The sequence below is a fragment of the Duganella fentianensis genome (assembly GCF_009857835.1).
In the GTDB taxonomy this organism is placed as follows: domain Bacteria; phylum Pseudomonadota; class Gammaproteobacteria; order Burkholderiales; family Burkholderiaceae_D; genus Rugamonas; species Rugamonas fentianensis.
This window is the reverse complement of sequence record NZ_WWCL01000003.1, coordinates 676,684-695,236: the sequence shown is the minus strand read 5'-3', so window position 1 is coordinate 695,236 and position 18,553 is coordinate 676,684. Positions and strand designations below refer to the sequence as shown.

The 18,553-nt window shown below is 61.4% G+C and carries 15 protein-coding genes and 1 tRNA gene; 3 read left to right on the top strand and 13 right to left on the bottom strand.

Features of this window, described 5'->3' with window-relative positions; all coding sequences use genetic code 11:
* Positions 1-29: 29 nt before the first annotated feature.
* From GTP23_RS16205 to GTP23_RS16180, 6 genes are all read right to left on the bottom strand, one after another.
* The gene (locus GTP23_RS16205) at positions 30-629 is read right to left on the bottom strand and encodes a 50S ribosomal protein L25/general stress protein Ctc (protein ID WP_155436341.1); all 600 of its coding nucleotides are present in this window, start codon (positions 627-629) and stop codon (positions 30-32) included.
* 187 nt (positions 630-816) lie between these two features.
* Positions 817-1,767 carry a ribose-phosphate pyrophosphokinase gene (locus GTP23_RS16200; protein ID WP_155436342.1) on the bottom strand — a complete coding sequence of 317 codons (951 nt, stop codon included), beginning with the start codon at positions 1,765-1,767 and terminating at the stop codon, positions 817-819.
* Between the two features lie 158 nt (positions 1,768-1,925).
* Positions 1,926-2,002: transfer RNA gene (locus tag GTP23_RS16195), tRNA-Gln, on the bottom strand.
* Between the two features lie 75 nt (positions 2,003-2,077).
* Entirely contained in the window at positions 2,078-2,956 is an 879-nt protein-coding gene (gene ispE, locus GTP23_RS16190; protein ID WP_161036065.1) for a 4-(cytidine 5'-diphospho)-2-C-methyl-D-erythritol kinase, read from the bottom strand.
* Positions 2,957-2,965: 9 nt separating this feature from the next.
* Positions 2,966-3,595, bottom strand: coding sequence for a lipoprotein insertase outer membrane protein LolB (gene lolB, locus GTP23_RS16185; RefSeq protein ID WP_161036064.1), 630 nt, complete (start codon positions 3,593-3,595; stop codon positions 2,966-2,968).
* A 28-nt stretch (positions 3,596-3,623) separates the two neighbouring features.
* The gene (locus tag GTP23_RS16180) at positions 3,624-5,462 is read right to left on the bottom strand and encodes a tetratricopeptide repeat protein (protein ID WP_161036063.1); all 1,839 of its coding nucleotides are present in this window, start codon (positions 5,460-5,462) and stop codon (positions 3,624-3,626) included.
* A 202-nt stretch (positions 5,463-5,664) separates the two neighbouring features.
* Here GTP23_RS16180 and mutM point away from each other — a divergent pair, with 202 nt between their 5' ends.
* The 3 genes from mutM to mutY are packed head-to-tail and all read left to right on the top strand — an operon-like array spanning position 5,665 to position 9,621.
* Positions 5,665-6,498 carry a bifunctional DNA-formamidopyrimidine glycosylase/DNA-(apurinic or apyrimidinic site) lyase gene (gene mutM, locus GTP23_RS16175; RefSeq protein WP_161036062.1) on the top strand — a complete coding sequence of 278 codons (834 nt, stop codon included), beginning with the start codon at positions 5,665-5,667 and terminating at the stop codon, positions 6,496-6,498.
* 11 nt (positions 6,499-6,509) lie between these two features.
* Entirely contained in the window at positions 6,510-8,438 is a 1,929-nt protein-coding gene (locus tag GTP23_RS16170; protein WP_161036061.1) for a dynamin family protein, read from the top strand.
* Positions 8,439-8,487: 49 nt separating this feature from the next.
* Entirely contained in the window at positions 8,488-9,621 is a 1,134-nt protein-coding gene (gene mutY, locus GTP23_RS16165; protein WP_161036060.1) for an A/G-specific adenine glycosylase, read from the top strand.
* Positions 9,622-9,644: 23 nt separating this feature from the next.
* Here mutY and GTP23_RS16160 read toward each other — a convergent pair whose 3' ends face one another.
* Genes GTP23_RS16160 through GTP23_RS16130 form a run of 7 tightly spaced genes read right to left on the bottom strand, consistent with a single transcriptional unit; the run spans position 9,645 to position 18,550 of the window.
* Positions 9,645-10,022: a CCDC90 family protein gene (locus tag GTP23_RS16160; protein WP_161036059.1), complete on the bottom strand. Its 378-nt coding sequence runs from the start codon at positions 10,020-10,022 to the stop codon at positions 9,645-9,647.
* Positions 10,023-10,081: 59 nt separating this feature from the next.
* Entirely contained in the window at positions 10,082-11,218 is a 1,137-nt protein-coding gene (locus GTP23_RS16155; protein WP_161036058.1) for a deoxyguanosinetriphosphate triphosphohydrolase, read from the bottom strand.
* Between the two features lie 13 nt (positions 11,219-11,231).
* Positions 11,232-12,875 carry a bifunctional shikimate kinase/3-dehydroquinate synthase AroKB gene (gene aroKB, locus GTP23_RS16150; RefSeq protein WP_161036057.1) on the bottom strand — a complete coding sequence of 548 codons (1,644 nt, stop codon included), beginning with the start codon at positions 12,873-12,875 and terminating at the stop codon, positions 11,232-11,234.
* Between the two features lie 12 nt (positions 12,876-12,887).
* Entirely contained in the window at positions 12,888-15,065 is a 2,178-nt protein-coding gene (locus tag GTP23_RS16145) for a beta strand repeat-containing protein (protein WP_202412219.1), read from the bottom strand.
* A 55-nt stretch (positions 15,066-15,120) separates the two neighbouring features.
* Entirely contained in the window at positions 15,121-17,316 is a 2,196-nt protein-coding gene (locus GTP23_RS16140) for a type IV pilus secretin PilQ (RefSeq protein ID WP_161036242.1), read from the bottom strand.
* Entirely contained in the window at positions 17,316-17,876 is a 561-nt protein-coding gene (locus GTP23_RS16135) for a pilus assembly protein PilP (RefSeq protein ID WP_161036056.1), read from the bottom strand. Before GTP23_RS16135 ends, GTP23_RS16140 begins: the two co-directional genes overlap by 1 nt.
* Positions 17,873-18,550, bottom strand: coding sequence for a type IV pilus inner membrane component PilO (locus GTP23_RS16130; protein ID WP_161036055.1), 678 nt, complete (start codon positions 18,548-18,550; stop codon positions 17,873-17,875). The genes GTP23_RS16135 and GTP23_RS16130 overlap by 4 nt, the downstream gene beginning before the upstream one ends.
* Positions 18,551-18,553 lie beyond the last annotated feature (3 nt).

Sequence of the window (18,553 nt, the reverse complement as noted above, 5' to 3'; positions counted from 1 at the left end):
TAGCTACCGCCCGCGGGCGGCATCAGTGATTACTTCTTCTCTTCAGCAGCAGCGGCTTCAGCCGATACGTGACCAGCAGGTACCGAAGCGGTAGCGATGGTCAGGTTAGCGCCGTGGGTAACAGCGGTAACGCCAGCTGGCAGAACCAGATCGCCTACGTGCAGCGAGTGGCCAACGTCGATGTTTGCCAGGTCAACGGTGATGAACTCTGGCAGGTCTTTTGGCAGGCACGATACGTCGATTTCGTTAGCAACGTGGCTGATGGTTGCGCCGTGCAGCTTAACAGCTGGCGAAACTTCAGCGTTCACGAAGTGCAGAGCCACTTTGGTGTGCATTTTTTTGTTCTGGTCTACGCGCTGGAAGTCAGCGTGCAGAACCAGTTGTTTGAATGCGTGGACTTGGAAGTCGCGCAGCAGAACTTGCTGGGAAACGCCGTCGATTTCCAGATCCAGGATCGACGAGTGGAACGCTTCTTTTTTCAGAGCGTGGTACAGGGCGTTGTGGTCCAGCGAGATGGTGATTGCTGGCTCGGTACCGCCGTAAACGATACCTGGGGTCTGGCCCGAATTGCGCAGGCGGCGGCTCGCTCCGGAACCTTGCAATTCGCGTTTGAATGCTACTACTTTCATGTGATACTCCAAAAATAACAGGGCTCGCGCCCCGTGTTAGGAAGCCCCCGCGACCAGGGTGCTTCAGAATATGGGTCTTGCGACCCATGCAACCGGAACAACAACGGCGCAACGGCAAAAGCCGGTGCGCCGCGTAAATCTTTTAGCAACACCGCAGCACAGGCTGCGGCATCACGTATCGTCGAACTTAGTCGATGAACAGGGAGATCACGGAATCACCCTTGACGATACGTTTGAAGGTCTCTGCCAGCAATGGTGCGCAGGTCAGTTGACGGATCTTGTCGCAGGCCTTGGCAGCTTCGGACAGCGGAATCGTGTCGGTCACAACCAGCTCGTCCAGCGAGGAGGTGGTGATACGTTCGATCGCAGGACCGGACAGCACAGGGTGGGTGCAATACGCGATGACTTTCTTGGCGCCGCGCTCTTTCAGCACTTCTGCCGCTTTCACCAGCGTACCGGCGGTATCGACCATGTCATCCATGATCACGCAGTTACGGCCTTCCACTTCACCGATGATGTTCATCACTTCGGAAACGTTGGCTTTAGGACGGCGCTTGTCGATGATGGCCAGATCGCAACCCAGACGCTTGGCCAGTGCACGTGCGCGCACTACGCCGCCGACGTCCGGCGATACCACCAGCAGATCCTGGTAATTTTTCTTCTGCAGGTCGCCCAGCAGAACTGGCGATGCGTAGATGTTGTCTACCGGGATATCGAAGAAGCCCTGAATCTGGTCAGCGTGCAGATCCATGATCAGGACGCGCTCGACGCCGGCTTCTTCCAGCATATTGGCCACGACTTTTGCCGAGATCGCCACACGTGCCGAACGCGGGCGACGGTCTTGACGGGCATAGCCGAAGTAAGGAATTGCAGCAGTGATACGACCAGCGGATGCACGTTTCAGTGCATCGACCATCAGGATCAGTTCCATCAGGCTGTCGTTAGTAGGGGCGCAGGTCGATTGCAGAACGAAGACGTCTTTACCGCGGACGTTTTCGTTAATCTCTACCATCACTTCGCCGTCCGAGAATTTCGAAACGTTTGCCTTGCCGAGAGGGATGCCGAGATTTTTGACGACCCCTTCTGCCAATGCAGGATTAGCGTTGCCGGTAAAAACCATCAGGTTTTCGAAAGCCATTGGGAGTCCCAGAGAAAAGTCGAAGAATTTTTTGAACAGCCGCCGGCAGTGCTGCCGACGCTATGTGTACTAAGTAGAATGTCCCGCTCCAGGCGAGACATTTTTGCCTTATCCGGCCGGAGACTGCTTCAGCCTCGACGGTTCCAGATACAAACGAATGGCAGGGGAACAAGGATTCGAACCTTGGTATGCCGGAATCAAAATCCGGTGCCTTAACCAGCTTGGCGATTCCCCTACGCAACTGACTGCTTGTCGTTACAGGCCGATATTATACAGCCATTTTAACGCTAAGCCAAATCTTTTTTACGCCTCACAACATCGCATCCAGTGGGTGATGATGGAGCGCCTTGGCTTTCCATGCTTGCCACTTCGCCGGCACCTGTTTCAGCACCGACTCTGCTTCAGCTTCGGAGGCCAGCGCACAGAACACACATGCACCAGAGCCAGTCATCCTGGCATCACCGTACGCTGCTAGCCACGCTACCGCTTCTGCTACCGGCGGATATAACTGCGTTGCTACCTGCTGTAAGTCGTTCTTTCCAAATTCCTTTAAACCGTTTCGATTTTCGAGGTAGCTGGAAAAGTCCGATATTATGACCGGCGGAGTATCCCTTGTCAAATGTTCTGAAGAAAAAATTGCTGCTGTAGGGACTTCTACCCCCGGTTCGATCACCACATACCAGCAATCAGCCGCCTGCACCGGCTGCAGCGCCTCGCCCACGCCTTCGGCAAACGCGGTCTGGCCAAAGATGAAGAACGGGATGTCGGCGCCCAGCGGCAAGCCCATGGCCATCAGTTCATCGCGGCTCAGGCCGGCTTGCCACAGATGGTTGAGCACCATCAGCGTGGTGGCCGCATCGGACGAGCCGCCACCCAGCCCGCCGCCCATGGGCAGCACCTTATTGATCGCGATATCCACTCCGCGCGGCAGGTGGCCCGTGCGGCGCTGCACTTCCGCCTGCAGCAACCGGGCGGCGCGGATAATCAGGTCGCACTCCTGCGGCACGCCGGCCAGTTCCGTCACGCGCACGATTTGCTCATCGTCGCGCAGCGTGAAGTCCAGACTATCGCCATGGTCCACCATCTGGAACACGGTCTGCAGCAGATGGTAGCCATCGGGACGGCGGCCATTTACGTGCAGGAAGAGATTGAGTTTCGCGGGGGCGGGGCAATGTTTCAAACTTGTCATGTCGGTATTTTATTCTTCTACGCTGGGACGGATGGCAATGCGGATCGCCAGCTCTTCCACTTCGCCTGCACCCAGGCGGGTCAACTCGATACGTTTCGGTTGCGGCACGGTCGCTTGCTCGTCCTGCCAGGTCATATATTCGACTTTCCAGCCATCGCGCGTGACCACCGTGTTGCGGGCAGGCGAAGCGCTGAAGCGCTGGCCCTGCGCATCGGTGGCATAGCCCTGCAGCCAGTCGCGCAGGCCCGCTACGGGCAGGCTCCAGCCCAGCGTCTGGGTGGTCAGGCTATCCAGATCGGCGGCCGTACGCAGCGGCTGGCCGCTCTGCTGCAGGCTGGCCTGTGCTGGCGTGACATGCAGCACAGCCACGGTCTGGCCCGTCGGCGATACCAGCGTCACGTCGGTTGCGGCAGGCGTCTGCTGCCACTGGAAAGTGCCCGTCAGCGATTCGCGCTTGCCGTCACGCAGGTAGTTGATGCCTATAGACCCTTGCAGGGCCAGCGTCTGGCGGTAAGGCGCCACCGTAGTGGCCGACAGCGCTGCGCCACCCGTGCTGGCACAGCCGCCCAGCAGCAAGCTGGCACTTAGGCCCAAAGCAGTCAGCAGCGCACGGCGGCGCGCAGGTCGGTAATCAGTCATCGTGAGTGCTGTCATGTGAGTGCGGCTATCAGAGGCTTTGCTTGAGGCGGGCCAGCGTGCTTTTCAGCACATCATTCTGCGGGTCTTTGCGCTGGGCTTCCTGCCAGAGCTTTCTGGCACCGGCCTGATCGCCTTTAACGAACAGCACTTCGCCGAGGTGCACGGCAATTTCCGCATCGTTGCGCGCGGCATAGGCACGGCGCAGCATGGATTCCGCTTCATCGAGATTACCCATGCGGAATTGCACCCAGCCCATGCTGTCCATGATGTAGGGATCGCCGGGCGCCATTTTCAGCGCCTTGTCGATCAGGCTATACGCTTCCGGCAGGCGCTCGTTGCGCTCGGCCAGCGAGTAGCCCAGTGCGTTGTAGGCTTGCTGGTTATCGGGCGCGGCGATCATGACCTGACGCAGCGTTTTTTCCATCAGTTCCATCTGGCCCAGCTTTTCAGCCAGCAGGGCAAACTCGTACAGCAGGTCGGGATTGCCGGGGAAGCGCTTGTTGGCATTTTCCAGCACCACGAAAGCCGTCAGCACATCGCCGGCATCGCGCAGCAGCTGGGCATCGACCAGGAAGACCTGGGCCAGATCATTCTGGTCGCTAGGTTTGAGTTCGGCCAGCTGGGCGCGCGCTTCGTCTATCTTGCCCTGTCTGGCCGTCAGCTGCGCCATCTTCAGGCGCGCCGCCAGATATTCCTTGTCATCGCCGCTGCCGTCTATCTGCTCCAGCCAGTTGTAGGCGGCCGCCAGATCGCCACGGTGTTCGGCGATCTGCGACAGGATGATCAGCACCTTGGCCGGATCACGCTCGTCGTTGGGCTGCTGCGCCAGCACGTCCACGTAGCGCGACAGGTATTTCTCGGCGCTGACCAGATCATTGCTCTGCATGGCCATGGCGCCCAGCGAATACAGCGTGGCCAGATTGTCGGGCTGATCTTTGAGCAGGGTGAGGAACTGCTCGCGCGCCGCATCCACCTGCTTGGCATCTATCAGTATGCGGGCATAGGCGGCCCGCACCTCGTGGGCATGAGGGTGTTTGACGAGGAAATCGGACAGCACGGCCAGTGCCTTGTCCAGACTGCCCGACACTTGCGCCTTGGTCAGCACGGCCAGCTCGGAATCGGCCTTGATGGCCAGCGCCCGCTCCGCTTCCGCATAGGCGCGCGGTGCATCGTTGAGCGCGAACGCACTCTGGGCCATGATCAGATGGCTTTCCAGCATGTCGTCATACGGTGCCAGCACGCGCTCCTGCAGCGCAAAAGTGGCCGCCTTGTCCTTCAGATGCAGCAGCAGTTGCTGCATCTGGAACATGGCCAGCGGACGGGATTTCGCCGGTAGCTGCTTGAGGCGCAAGGCAAACACCTGCTCCGCCTCGCGCAAATCGGGGTTGTTGACCAAAAAGCCCAGCTGCAGCTGGATCGCCTCGTCCGACTCGGGCGCCAGCGCGCGCCACAGGCGGATCGCCGACAGCGCTTCCGGCCCCTGCTTAGCGGTCATGGCCATTTCCGTGGCCCGCTGCGCCAGCCGCGGGTCGCGGGTCTGCTGGGCCAGTGCCAGCATGGTGATATACGGCCCCTGCCAGTTACCCTGCTTGAATTCCAGCTCGGCCTTGGTGATGCGGTAGACCAGCTCGCTGGTCAGCTCCACTTTCGGCAATACCACCTCTGGCACTGCGGGCGCGTCAGTACTTGCCGTCAGCGTTTCAGCGGCAGGAGCGGGCTGGCCCTCCCTGGCAGCAGCGCTGTCGGGCGTACTGGCCGCCTTGGTCGCATCGGCGGCAGCAGTGGAGACGGGGGAAGCCAGTTGCGGGGCGGTGGCACATGCCGACAGCAGGGCCGACAAGGTTACAATGGCAAAAGCGTTTTTCAAGGGTAAATCCTGGCGATCGGTATAGTTACGGACAGATTTTACGCCCTGCACCGGGCTGGCGTGTTTGACTAGTGTAACCAAATATTCCGATCAGCCCGCTTTCCACTCCCGCCGCAGCCATTTCGCGGCCGGCCGGAGGCACAGGAACCGCCGGCGCAGCACGCCCTTCCCGCTCAACCATAGCCGACCAGAAGCGAAACAGATGCCAGAATTACCAGAAGTTGAAGTCACCCGGCGCGGCGTTGCGCCCCACCTCGAAGGCCGTACCGTGCATTCCGTGGTGATGCGCCGCGATGGCCTGCGCTGGCCCTTCCCGCCCGAACTCAATCAGCTACTGGCGGGACGCACCGTGCGCGCCACTGGGCGGCGCGGCAAATACCTGCTGGTACATTTCGACCATGGCACGCTGATCATCCATCTGGGCATGTCCGGCCATCTGCGCATCATGCCGGCCGGCATAGCGCCGGAAAAGCATGACCACATCGATCTGGTGGTGCACAGCGACGCAGGCCTGCAAGCCCTGCGCATGAAAGACCCGCGCCGCTTCGGCGCCGTGCTCTGGCATGACGCTGCCGACGGCGCGCTGGAACACCACGTACTGCTGCGCGAACTGGGCGTGGAGCCGCTGGAAGCGGGCTTTACGGGCAAGCTGCTGTACGACCGCACGCGCGGCCGCAGCACCGCCGTTAAGCAAGCTTTGCTGGCAGGCGATATCGTAGTCGGCGTGGGCAATATCTACGCCTCGGAAAGCCTGTTCCGTGCCCGCATCAATCCGAAAACCCCGGCAGGCCGCATCAGCCTGGCGCGCTACGAAACGCTGGCGCAGACGGTACGCGACGTGCTGGCCGAAGCCATCGTGCAGGGCGGTAGCACCTTGCGTGACTTTATTGCCGTAAATGGCCAATCGGGCTACTTCCAGCAGACCTATTTCGTCTATGATCGTGCTGGTGTGCCGTGCAAAGTGTGCGGCACCACTATCCGGCAAATCAAGCAGGGCCAGCGTTCCACGTTTTACTGCGTGCATTGCCAAAAATAAGGGCAGACTCCATGGTCAGGGATTTCGAACATTACAGCGCTTGGCGCCAGAGCGTACTGACCGCGCTGACCGGCTATCAGAGCTGGATGCGTGCCACTGGCCTCAGCGATGGCGCCACCGAGCAGCGTATCGCCCGCACGCTGGCGCGGCTAGTTGACGACAAGCTGTCGGTCGCGTTTGTGGCCGAATTCTCGCGCGGAAAATCGGAGCTGATCAACGCCATATTCTTTGCCGATTATGGCCAGCGCCTGCTACCCTCGGCGGCGGGCCGCACCACCATGTGCCCAACCGAGCTGATGTACGACGCTGCCTATGCGCCGTCGCTGCGGCTGCTACCCATCGAAACCCGCGCCGAACATCTGTCCACCAGCGACTACCGTGAGCAGCCCGAGGCTTGGACCGTGCTGCCGCTAGCGCTCGACGATGGCGCGGGCATGCACGAAATCTTCAAGCAGGTGGGCCTGACGCGCCGCGTGCCCGTGGAAGAAGCGCGCCGCTACGGCCTGTACGACGACGAAGACCCCACGCTCGCCGCGACCATAGACGAAGCCGGCATGGTGGAGATTTCGCGCTGGCGCCACGCCATCATCAACTTCCCTCACCCGCTGCTCAAGCAGGGGCTGGTGATCCTCGATACGCCGGGCCTGAACGCCATCGGCACCGAGCCCGAGCTGACGCTCAATCTGATACCGAATGCGCACGCCGTGCTGTTCATCCTGGCTGCCGATGCCGGCGTTACGCGCAGCGATATCGACGTCTGGCGCCAGCACATAGGTGCGGGTGCGGGCCGTATCGTGGTGCTCAACAAAATCGACGGCCTGTGGGACGAACTGCGTAACACGGCCGACATCGATGCCGACATCGCCCGCCAGCAGGAACAGGCTGCTCACACGCTGGGGCTGGAAACCCGTCAGGTGTTCCCCGTCTCGGCCCAGAAGGGGCTGGTGGCACGCATCACGGGCGACGCCGAGCTGCTCGCACGCAGCCGTTTGCCGGCGCTGGAACAGGCCCTGTTCGAGCAGCTGATCACGGCCAAAAAGGATATCGTACGCCAGCAACTGCAGGACGAACTGCAGGCGCTCAGCAGCGCGCAACTGGGGCTGCTGCAGGCACGCAGCCGCGGCATCGTCGAGCAGCTGGTGGAACTGACTAGCCTGCGCGGCAAGAACCACAACATGATCAGCCACATGATCCGCCGCATCGACGTGGAGAAGAAGGAGTTCGATGCCAGCCTGTACACGCTGCAGGCCACCCGCTCTGTCTTCACCCGTCTGTCTACCGAGCTATACACCTGCATGGGCATGGACATCGTGCGCGACGATATCGAGCAGGTGCGCAGCGATATGCAGCACAGCCGCTTTTTCACGGGTGTGCGCGAAGCCATGCGCCAGTACTTCGCCCGCGTCAACGCCAACCTCGATGCAGCCGAACGCAAGACGGCCGAAATCAGCGACATGATGGCCGTGATGTACCGCCGCTTCGCCAGCGAGCACGGGCTGTCGCTGGCCATGCCCATGGCCTTCACGCTGCAGCCCTATCGCTCCGAAATCGCCACCATCGAAGCCATCTACAACAAGCAGTTCGGCACGGCCACGCTGATTACCACCAGCCGCGTAGTACTGATGGAGAAATTTTTTGATACCATCGCTTCGCGCGTGCGGGCCTGCTTCAAGTCCGCCAATCAGGATGCGGAAGCCTGGCTGAAAGTGATCATGGCGCCGCTGGAAGCGCAGATCCGCCAGCACAAGGAACAGCTCAAGCACCGGCAGGCGTCGATCCAGCGCATCCACGATGCAACAGACAGTCTGGAACAGAAGATCGAAGCCTTCGAAGCCAGCCAGCAGGAACTGGCAGCGCAGAAGATCACCTTGCTGGAGCTGGCCGGACAGGTCAGCCTCGCCATCAATGCAGAATGGTCGGCGCTGGACGCCGCCGCCTAGAACGCCGGTCAGCGCTCGCCGCACCAGCCCCCAGTATTTCAGGAAACCTATGAAGTTAGCAGTCGAATTTGCACGAGACGATTTTCACGATCCCGATTTTTCCGCCACCCTGATGGCATGGCAGAAGCAGCATGGACGGCACACGCTGCCATGGCAGAACACGCGTGACGCCTATCTGGTCTGGCTGTCCGAAATCATGCTGCAGCAGACCCAGGTATCGGCCGTGATAGGCTACTACCAGCGCTTCCTGACGCGCTTCCCCGATCTGGCCAGCCTCGCTGCCGCGCCGGTGGAAGATGTGATGGCGCAGTGGAGCGGGCTCGGTTACTACACCCGTGCACGTAACCTGCACAAATGTGCCCAGCGCGTGGTGGCCGAGTACGGCGGCGTATTCCCGTCCGACCCGCTGCTGCTGGCCGATCTGCCCGGCATAGGCCGCTCCACGGCAGCGGCGATTGCAGCGTTCTCCAGCGGCCGCCGTGCCGCCATCATGGACGGCAACGTCAAGCGCGTGCTGGCCCGCGTGTATGGCGTAGACACCTATCCGGGCGAACGCAAGACGGAAGAAATGATGTGGCGCCGTGCCGAGGCGCTGCTGCCCGAACAGGGCATAGAGGCCTACACGCAGGGCCTGATGGATATGGGCGCGACGCTGTGCACGCGCAGCAAACCTGATTGCGCGCGCTGCCCCATGCAGCCGCGCTGCGTGGCCTACAACACGGGCCGCACGGCAGAACTGCCGGTGCGCAAGCCGAAGAAAGCCAGTCCCGAAAAGCACGCCATCATGCTGCTGATAATCGATGGCGGCGCCGTGCTGCTGGAGCAGCGGCCACCGAGCGGCATCTGGGGCGGCCTGCTGTCGCTACCGGAACTGGCCGGCCATGTGGCCGCGCCGGACGACGATAGCGACGAGAGCAAGGATGCGAACGCGGTGGCGGACGACGAATTGCTGCGCGCAGTCGCACCGTTTTGCAAGATGGAAAGCTATGAACGCCTGAACACCGTCACTCACATGTTCACACACTACAAGCTGCACATCGCACCGTACCGCATCACACTGGCACAACGGCACATGATGGCCGCGCAGGCAGCCTACGTCTGGCTACCGCTGGCACAACTGGGCGAAGCCGCCCTGCCCGCCCCCATCAAGAAACTGCTGCTGGAACTAGCTGGCAGCAACTAGCGCAAACAGGATGTGGCGGCGGATCAGACCCAGAACTTAACCACCGCCACGACGATGCCGGTGATAGTCAGCACCGTACCGATTAGCCAGCGCAATATGCGTAATTCGAGATGCGCCATTTGCAAGCGTATTTCACCGAGGTCATTGGTAACGCGCTTCTCGAATTCCGCCGAGCGCTGGTTCAGCGTGGAAAATTCTTCGCCTAGATGGCGTTCCAGTGCCCGCACCTCAGTTTTACTGGCGGACTGCTCGAACATCAGCGCAATCCGGCTTTCCATACGCAGAATGTCTTCCTTGCTCGCGAAATAGCGGCGCATTTCCTGCCGCTCCAGCCGCAAGGACTCCACTTCGTTTTCAACCGAAGTGAGGCGCTTCTCCAGTTTTAAGATTTGCTCGTCCATGCCGCATCTTCCCCTTGGCTCCAGGGACAAGCAAGGTAGCACGATTGAGTAATCTCAAATTACAGTTCTTCGAGCGAGAACAGGCGGCGGTGTTCGCGGATGGCGTAGCGGTCCGTCATGCCGGCGATGTAGTCGGCGATCTTGCGCGCCTGCTTGCTGACGTCGCCTGACTTGTCCTGATAGTCGGGCGGCAGCAGCACGGGGTCGGCCATGAAAGCGCCATACAGTTCGCGCACGATGCGGCTGGCTTTGACGCGCATGCGGTTCACCTTGTAGTGGCGATACAGATTCTCGCGCAGGAAGCGCTTGAGTTCCGTCGCATCCTTGCGCATAGGGTCGGAGAAGCGGATCAGCGGCGGCGCCGCGCGCACCTCGTCTATGCTCTTCGGTGCGGCATCGGCCAGCAAACGGCTGGATGTGACGATCAGATCGTCGGCCAGCGCTGTAATCAGCCGGCGCAAGGTTTCGTAGATGGCACGGCGGCCCGACAGGCCGGGGAAATGCTGCTGCACATCGCGCCACAGGCACGCAAAGAAATCCACCTGCTCCAGCTGGGCGATGGTGATCAGGCCGGAACGCAGACCATCGTCGATATCGTGGCTGTTGTAGGCGATTTCATCAGCCAGATTGGTCAGCTGGGCTTCCAGCGAAGGCTGGGTGCGGTCAATAAAGCGCTGCGCGACAGGGCCCAGCAGACGGGCATTGTTGAGCGAACAGTGCTTGAGTATGCCCTCGCGGGTTTCGAACATCAGGTTCAGGCCATCGTAGGCGCCGTAATGTTCTTCCAGCTCGTCCACCACGCGCAGGCTCTGCAGATTGTGCTCGAAGCCGCCATGCTCCTGCATGCATTCGTTGAGCACATCCTGCCCCACATGGCCGAACGGCGTATGACCGAGATCGTGGGCCAGCGAAATGGCTTCCACCAGATCTTCGTTCAGGCGCAGATTGCGCGCCAGCGAACGGCCGATCTGCGCCACTTCCAGACTGTGGGTCAAGCGGGTGCGGAACAGATCGCCCTCGTGATTGAGGAATACCTGCGTTTTGTACTCGAGCCGGCGGAAAGCCGACGAGTGAATGATGCGGTCGCGGTCGCGCTGGAATTCGCTGCGCGAAGCATGCGGTGTTTCGGCATAGCGGCGCCCGACGCCGCCCGATGCATGGGCAGCATAAGGGGCGAGGAAGTCGTCGGGTAGCATGGCTATAGTCTGGTTAAATACTCGCGGCCAGCGTGGCCAGCAGCAGTTCCTGTGGCGCGTTGGTGATGCAGGGCGCGCCCAGCGGTTTCATCAGAATGAACTTGATGGCGCCACCCTCGTTCTTTTTGTCCACTTCCATCAGCTCGAGCCAGCGCGCTGTGCCCAGATCGGGCGCTTTGACGGGCAGGCCGGCAGCAGCCACCAGCGCGCGCACGCGCTCCACCGTGGCCGCATCGACAAAGCCCATGCGCTGCGACAGATCGGCCGCCATCACCATGCCACAGCCGACCGCTTCACCGTGCAGCCACTGGCCATAGCCCATGCCTGCCTCGATGGCGTGGCCGAAGGTATGGCCGAAATTCAGGATGGCGCGCAGGCCACCTTCGCGTTCGTCCTGACGTACCACGTCCGCCTTGATTTCGCAGGAACGGGCAATCGCGTAAGCCAGTGCGCCCTTGTCGCGCGCCACCAGCTTGGCGATGTTCGCTTCTATCCACTCGAAGAAAGGCAGATCGATCACGGCGCCGTATTTGATCACTTCCGCCAGACCGGCTGCCAGTTCGCGCTCCGGCAGAGTCTCCAGCGTGGTGGTATCGGCCAGCACGGCACGCGGCTGGTAGAACGCGCCTATCATGTTCTTGCCCAGCGGGTGGTTGATGCCGGTCTTGCCGCCCACCGAAGAATCCACCTGCGACAGCAGCGTAGTCGGCACCTGGATGAAATCCACGCCGCGCATATAACTGGCAGCCGCATAGCCGCACAGATCACCGATCACGCCGCCGCCCAGCGCCACCAGCGTGGTCTTGCGGTCGGCCTTGTTGGCCAGCAGTGCGTCGAAAATCTTCATCAGACTTTCCCAGTTCTTGAACTCTTCGCCATCCGGCAGCACGATGCTGATGATCTGCTTGCCGGCAGCGCGCAGGCCCGCTTCCACCCGCTCCAGATACAGCGGCGCGATAGTGGTGTTGGTGACGATGGCGACCTTGTTGCCGTGCACATGGCGCGCCAGCAGGGACTGGTCCTGCAGCAGCGCAGGACCGATAGAGATCGGGTAGCTGCGCTCGCCCAGATCGACATTTAACAGGATGGTGGATTCTTCGTTCATGGAAGGCTGGGCTTGAGTCACACAGTTGGGCGCGGCCTCGCAGGCGCGCGTTTCCAGCTGGTTCAGGATGTTGGATACCATGGATTGTACGTTAGGACGTCCCGTATCGATGACGATGTCGGCGACTTCCGTGTACAGCGGATCGCGCACGGCCATCAGCTCTTCGAGCTTCTTGCGCGGATCGGCCGTTTGCAGCAGCGGACGGTTCTTGTCGTGTGCGGTGCGCTGCAGGATGCTGTTGACGCTGGCACGCAGGTAGATCACCGTGCCCCGTTCCTTCAGATAGGCGCGGCTTTCAGGGTTGAGGATGGCGCCACCGCCAGTGGCCAGCACCAGATCCTGCTGGCCCGTGAGTTCCCGTATGACTTCGGCCTCGCGGCGGCGAAAGCTGGCTTCCCCTTCGATTTCGAAAATCCACGGGATGGTGGCTCCCGTACGGGCTTCGATCTCATGGTCGGAATCGATAAAACGCAGCCCCAGCTTACGCGCCAGGATGCGGCCGATGGTGGTTTTTCCTGCCCCCATCAGGCCGACTAGAAACACATTAGGCATGAACAGTCCGAGTTAATTCGGGTTACTACACGAAGTTGATGTCCCGTAAGGGCTAGTCAGCCCCGGCGGTGTGATCGTCTGCAGCGCAAAATCTGCTGCCAAACCCGGTAAGTGTACCAGACCCGTGTAATTCGATTCACTCCCGTTCACCTGTCCGCGTACCGTCAGGTTCACATCGAGCCAGTTGGCACGGTCGCGCGGGTAGACCAGCGAGACGATCGCCTGCCCTTTGGCATCGGTCGTCACATTGGTGCTGACCGTGACAGGAATGCCCGGATCGAGCAGGCCATTGCCGTTCAGGTCTTCGCCCGCATCGAGTATGCCGTTGCGGTTGATGTCTTCATTGGCGCAGCCCACGTGCTGCACCGGCGTCCATGGCCCCTGCGGCAAAGCGTAGCCCAGCATGCCCTTGTAGTAGGTGGTCGGCAGCACGGAAGCGGTCAGCTTCACGCCCGGCACGGCATTGCCGGCGGCATCCGTCACCAGCACCAGATAGTCGAGCTGGTAGGAAGCGCTGCCCGGGGTCTGCACCAGATTACCGGTACCGGCACTGATGAACAGCGACTTCTGCGCCACCGTCAGGCTGGCCACGGCGCTGGCGCCGGAACCACCGATGATGCGTGCCTGGATCTGCACGCCATTCAGCGGCGAAGGATTGCTACCGGCCACGAAGCTGACCGTGGCCGAGCCGTCTGCGCCCGTCTGCACCAGTGCAGGCTGGGTCAGCGAACCGCCGCTAGGATCGGTCAGGATGGAGAAGGCCACGCTGGCATTCTTCACCACATTGTTCTGCACCGTGCCATCGCGCACCACGGCGCGCAGGCTGGCCTGCTGGGCCGTGCTGCCCGCTACATTGGCACCGATCACGGCCGGATCGGCCTGCACGGTGATGGTGGCGATATTGGTCAGCGGCGCAACGAATTCCAGCGTGGTCTGGGTGGTCTGGCCGATCACCGTCGCCGTCAGCGTGGCGACGCCGGGGCCGCTGGCATTCAGATAGGCGCTGGCGGCACCGCCGGACAGGGCCACCGGACCGCTCAGCGGGCTGCTGCAGGCCGCATCGCTATACACCGTGCCGCGCGAGCTGCTGATGGTGACAGCACCTGCAGGGCCACCCGTTACGGCGATCTGCTGGCAGCCGCCGATAGGCGCCGTGGTCTGCACATTGCCGACCGCATCGAGCACCTTGATGGAGAAGCTGGACGCATTGATGACGATGCTGGCGGAAGCCGATTCGCCACCGGCTTTCACGGTAATCACATCCGCCGTACCGCCGCTGGCGGCATAGCTGAGCACCAGCTGGCCGGCCGAATTGGTCACGGCAGCGCCGCCGCCCTTCACGGTCAGGCTGTTGGCATTGGAGGCAAACTGCACGGTTTTGCCGCTCAGGGCATTGCCGGCCGAATCCACCAGTTTCAGGGTAATGTCGGCCGTCGCTCCCACATTGATGGTGGGCTGTGCATTCAGGGTCAGGCGGTTGCCGGCCACGTTGACGATGGTGCTGACCGGCACGGCGCCCGGCACACTGGCCGTGATGCGGATGGCGCGCGAAGTGGAGTCGCCGCCGGTGCCCAGTTTTTCCGTCACCAGACCCTGTGCATTGGTGACGCGGTTGGTCAGCGACAGGCTGCCGGAATCGGCGCTCAGATTGACCGTCACACCCGACATCACGGTGTTATTGGCATCGCGCACCAGCGCCACCACATTGACTTCATTGCCAGCCGTGCCAGCCGATGCCAGTGTGCCCGAATCCGTCGTCAGGCTCAGGGTAGGAATCGCATTGATAACTTCCACCGTAATCTCGGCCGACTTGGCCGAACCGGCGCTGGCCGTGATGGTGATCTTGCGCAGGCTGCTATCGCCCTTGGTGCTGAGTTTTTCCGTGACCTGACCGGAGCTATTGGTCACGCGGTTGGTATTGCTGATGGTGCCGGAGCTGGCATTGAAGCTCACCGTTTCATTCGGCAGCGCATTGCCGCCGGCATCCTTGACGATCACCGTCAGCGTCACTTCCGTACCATCAAGGCCGGACGAGGCCAGCGTAGTGGCACTGGCCTGCAGCAGCACGCTGGCGGCCTTGGACGGCGTCACGCCATTGCTGTTCGTACCGGGTGAACCACCGCCGCCACCGCATGCCGACAACAGAGTGGCGCAGACCAGCAGCGCCAGCCATTCGCGGATTTTATTCATGATGCAATTCCCATTTGGTTGAGGATGAATTCTGCTCGTTCCGGCCAGCGCCGGATCAGCGCGAGATCACTTTGTCCGCCACGATCTTGGGCGTGATAAAGACCAGCAGTTCAGTCTTGTCGTTGGTGCGGCCATTGCTGCGGAACAGATTCCCCAGCAGCGGCACGTCACCCAGCAAGGGCACTTTATTGGTGGTATTGCGCTCGGTCTGCTGATAGATCCCGCCCAGCACCACGGTGCCGCCGTTATCCACCATCACCTGCGTTTTCACGTGTTTGGTATCGATGGCGAAACCGGCACGGGTTTCCTGTCCCACGCTATCCTTGTTCACGTCCACATCGATCACCACATTGCCGTCCGGCGTAATCTGCGGCGTCACTTCCAGCCGCAGATTGGCCTTGCGGAACTGGATCGACGTGGCGCCGCTGCTGGTGGCCACCTGATACGGCAGTTCGATACCCTGCTCGATCAGCGCGATCGCCTTGTCGGCCGTGATCACACGGGGGCTGGAAATGATCTTGCCGGTACCATCGGCTTCCAGTGCCGACAGCTCCAGATTGAGGAAGCGGTTGGCCGCCGACGAGAACAGGCTGACCGCCAGCGTGCCGGCAGCAGAGCCATTGATGGCCGCTGCGGGCAGATTGACGAACTGGGTGTTGGTGTAGCTGGCGTCGGTCACCTTGGCCTGCCCCGTCACCTCGCCTATGCCCGTCATATTGCCGCCGATGGCGACGCGGGTATTGCTGTTGCCGATCTGGTAGCCGGTATCGCCGCCACGCAAAGTGCGCAGATCAGCGAAGCCCAGTTTGGCGCCCAGATTGCGCGTGAAGGTGTCGCTCGCCTCGACGATGCGCGCTTCGATCAGCACCTGCTTGGAAGCCACGTCAGTCTTGGCGATCAGCTTGCGGATGTCTTCCAGCTTGGACGGAATATCGGTGACGAACAGCTGGTTGGTGCGCGGCTCGATGATGGCGCTGCCGCGCTTGGACAGCACGCGGTTCTTACTATCGGCACCGCCATCCAGACCGAACACGGTCTTGAAGGCATCGGCCTTCTGGTAATTGAGCTGGAAGATTTCCGATTTCAGCGGTTCCAGATCGGCGATCTGGGCACGCTGCTCCAGTTCCAGTTTTTCCTTGGTCAGCAGTTCTTCCTTGGGCGCGATCCACAGCACGGAGCCGTTCTTGCGCATATCCAGCCCTTTGGCCTGCAGCACCACGTCGAGCGCCTGATCCCATGGCACTTCCTTCAGGCGCAGGGTCAGATTGCCGGCCACGCTATCGCTGGTGATGATGTTCAGGCCGGAGATATCGGCGATCGCCTGCAGCGCCGCGCGCACTTCCACGTTCTGGAAATTGAACGACAGCTTCTCGCCGCGATAGCCCTGGGTGCCCTGCGTGAGCTTGTTCGGATCTTCCTTGATCGGTTTCACATCGATCACCAGCTGGGTATCGCTCTGGTACACCGTCTGTTCCCACAAACCGCGCGCTTCTATGGTCAGGCGGGTATTCTCGCCCTGCGCCAGCGTGGTCACCTGTGCCACCGGCGTACCGAAGTCGCCCACGTCCAGACGGCGGCGCAGATTTTCCGGCACGCCCGTCTTGAGGAAGTCCACCACGACGCCAGTCGGGGTCTGGCGCACATCGGCCGCCACCTGATTGTTGGGCAGGTCGACGATCACGCGGCCTTCGCCATTGCTGCCACGGCGGAAATCGATATCGCGCAGCATGGGGCGCGTGACCGCTGCCGGCTTGGCCGCTGCAACCGGCAGACCGGCCGCATCCACCGGCGCGCTCACGCCGCCGCTGCCGTCTATGGTCAGGATGACGGACTTGCCATCGATGGCAGTAGCGTAGTTCAGGCTGCGCTTCAGATTGAAGACGAGACGCGAGCGCTCGCCCGCCTGCACCACGTTCACACTGCGTACATCACCGACACCGATTTCCTGCGTGCTGCCGCCGGTGGCGTTGGAAGTGGCGCCGAAGTCCAGCGCGATGCGTGGCGGATTGGTGATGGAAAAGCCGATAGGCAGCTTGTCCGGTGCCTGTCTCAGTGCGATATTGACGATGACGTTCGCGCCCTGACGGTGGGCCCTGACCGATTCGATGGCATTGGCAGCCGGCGCCGCTGCAGTATCGGCCGCAGAGGTCTGTGCATGCAGCGGTGCTGCCGCCAGCAGCAGCCAGGCACTGGAGAATATGGCCGCCCAGCCGGCACGGGCCAGACCGGACCCTGACTTGGTATGCGCCATCATTTGCTCGTCTCCTTACTTTCCTGCAGTTCCAGCTTAGAAATGCGCTCGACCCAGTCGCCCGCCGCATCCTGCACTATTTCCTTGATCACTACCGTGCTGTCATTGATGCCGGTAACCAGTCCGAAATTCTGGCCTATGTGCTGGCCCACCGTTACGTGATGTACCGAACGGTCGATTTGCAGTATCGCGTGGTACACCCCGCGCTGCTGTATGGTGCCCACCATTTTCATGGTATCGAGCGGGAAGCCTTCCAGAAACTCCTTGCGCCGCTCCATATCGGGCTTGAGTCCCTTGCCTTCGCGTGCGCTGCTGCGTGCCAGTTCGTCCAGCAGCTTGTTAGGGTTGAAGGGATCGATAGTGCCGCTCTGCGCATAGGCAAACGGAATAAAATTCTTGGGCTCGGCCAGCGGCGGCACGGCCACGCGCGCCTGCGCATCGACCTGCTTCATCCATGCCCGCACTTCCTGCTCGTCGCTATTGCTGCAGCCGGCCAGCAGCGCACCCAGCGCCAGCAGGGCCAGAGGATGTACCAGAGCGCGTGTGATCAGCCTGTTCATGGTTTTTTCGCTGCCTTCTTTTTCTTGTCAGCAGCCGTCTTGCGCTGGGCCTGCACTTCTTCCGGGTCCAGATAGCGGAAGGTCTTGGCCACCGCTTCCAGCGTCAGCGCACCATCCTTGCCCGTGCTCAGGCTCATGTTGTTGAGCGTGACGATGCGCGGCAGGTTGGCCATGTCGCCCGCGAAGGCGCCGATATCGTGGTAGCTGCCGCTGACGCGGATATCGATAGGCAGCTCGGCATAGTAGTCGCGCACGACTACCTGCGCCGGCTTGAACAGCTCGAACTGCAGGCCACGGCCGGAACCGGCCTGATTGATGTCGGTCAGCAGCGCGGCCATTTCGGCCTTGCTGGGCAGCTGTTTCTGCAGCCGGTCCACATACTGGTCCACCTGTACCTTCTGTGCTCGCAGTGCTTCCAGATTCACCGCCTGCGCTGTCTTTAGACGGTATTCCTCGCGCAGCTTCAGCTCCCGCGCGGCACCGGCATCCTGCTGTTCGAACTGGCCGCTCCAGTAGAAGAAGTAGCCGAGGCCGACCACGGCCGCCATCACCCCCACGCTGCACAGCAGCCGGGGCGCTAGCGGCCACAGACCCGGATGACGTCCGCTCAGATTGCGGAACTGGCTAGCCAGCTGCGCGCCCACATCGTTGAGATTGATATTCAGATTGGCCATGGC

What these genes read in the sequence shown, in the direction of transcription:
- GTP23_RS16205 (WP_155436341.1), bottom strand. Translation starts at nt 629, where the DNA reads ATGAAAGTAGTAGCATTCAAACGCGAATTGCAAGGTTCCGGAGCGAGC.
- GTP23_RS16200 (WP_155436342.1), bottom strand. Translation starts at nt 1,767, where the DNA reads ATGGCTTTCGAAAACCTGATGGTTTTTACCGGCAACGCTAATCCTGCA.
- ispE (WP_161036065.1), bottom strand. Translation starts at nt 2,956, where the DNA reads ATGACAAGTTTGAAACATTGCCCCGCCCCCGCGAAACTCAATCTCTTC.
- lolB (WP_161036064.1), bottom strand. Translation starts at nt 3,595, where the DNA reads ATGACTGATTACCGACCTGCGCGCCGCCGTGCGCTGCTGACTGCTTTG.
- mutM (WP_161036062.1), top strand. Translation starts at nt 5,665, where the DNA reads ATGCCAGAATTACCAGAAGTTGAAGTCACCCGGCGCGGCGTTGCGCCC.
- GTP23_RS16170 (WP_161036061.1), top strand. Translation starts at nt 6,510, where the DNA reads ATGGTCAGGGATTTCGAACATTACAGCGCTTGGCGCCAGAGCGTACTG.
- mutY (WP_161036060.1), top strand. Translation starts at nt 8,488, where the DNA reads ATGAAGTTAGCAGTCGAATTTGCACGAGACGATTTTCACGATCCCGAT.
- GTP23_RS16160 (WP_161036059.1), bottom strand. Translation starts at nt 10,022, where the DNA reads ATGGACGAGCAAATCTTAAAACTGGAGAAGCGCCTCACTTCGGTTGAA.
- GTP23_RS16155 (WP_161036058.1), bottom strand. Translation starts at nt 11,218, where the DNA reads ATGCTACCCGACGACTTCCTCGCCCCTTATGCTGCCCATGCATCGGGC.
- aroKB (WP_161036057.1), bottom strand. Translation starts at nt 12,875, where the DNA reads ATGCCTAATGTGTTTCTAGTCGGCCTGATGGGGGCAGGAAAAACCACC.
- GTP23_RS16145 (WP_202412219.1), bottom strand. Translation starts at nt 15,065, where the DNA reads ATGAATAAAATCCGCGAATGGCTGGCGCTGCTGGTCTGCGCCACTCTG.
- GTP23_RS16140 (WP_161036242.1), bottom strand. Translation starts at nt 17,316, where the DNA reads ATGGCGCATACCAAGTCAGGGTCCGGTCTGGCCCGTGCCGGCTGGGCG.
- GTP23_RS16135 (WP_161036056.1), bottom strand. Translation starts at nt 17,876, where the DNA reads ATGAACAGGCTGATCACACGCGCTCTGGTACATCCTCTGGCCCTGCTG.
- GTP23_RS16130 (WP_161036055.1), bottom strand. Translation starts at nt 18,550, where the DNA reads ATGGCCAATCTGAATATCAATCTCAACGATGTGGGCGCGCAGCTGGCT.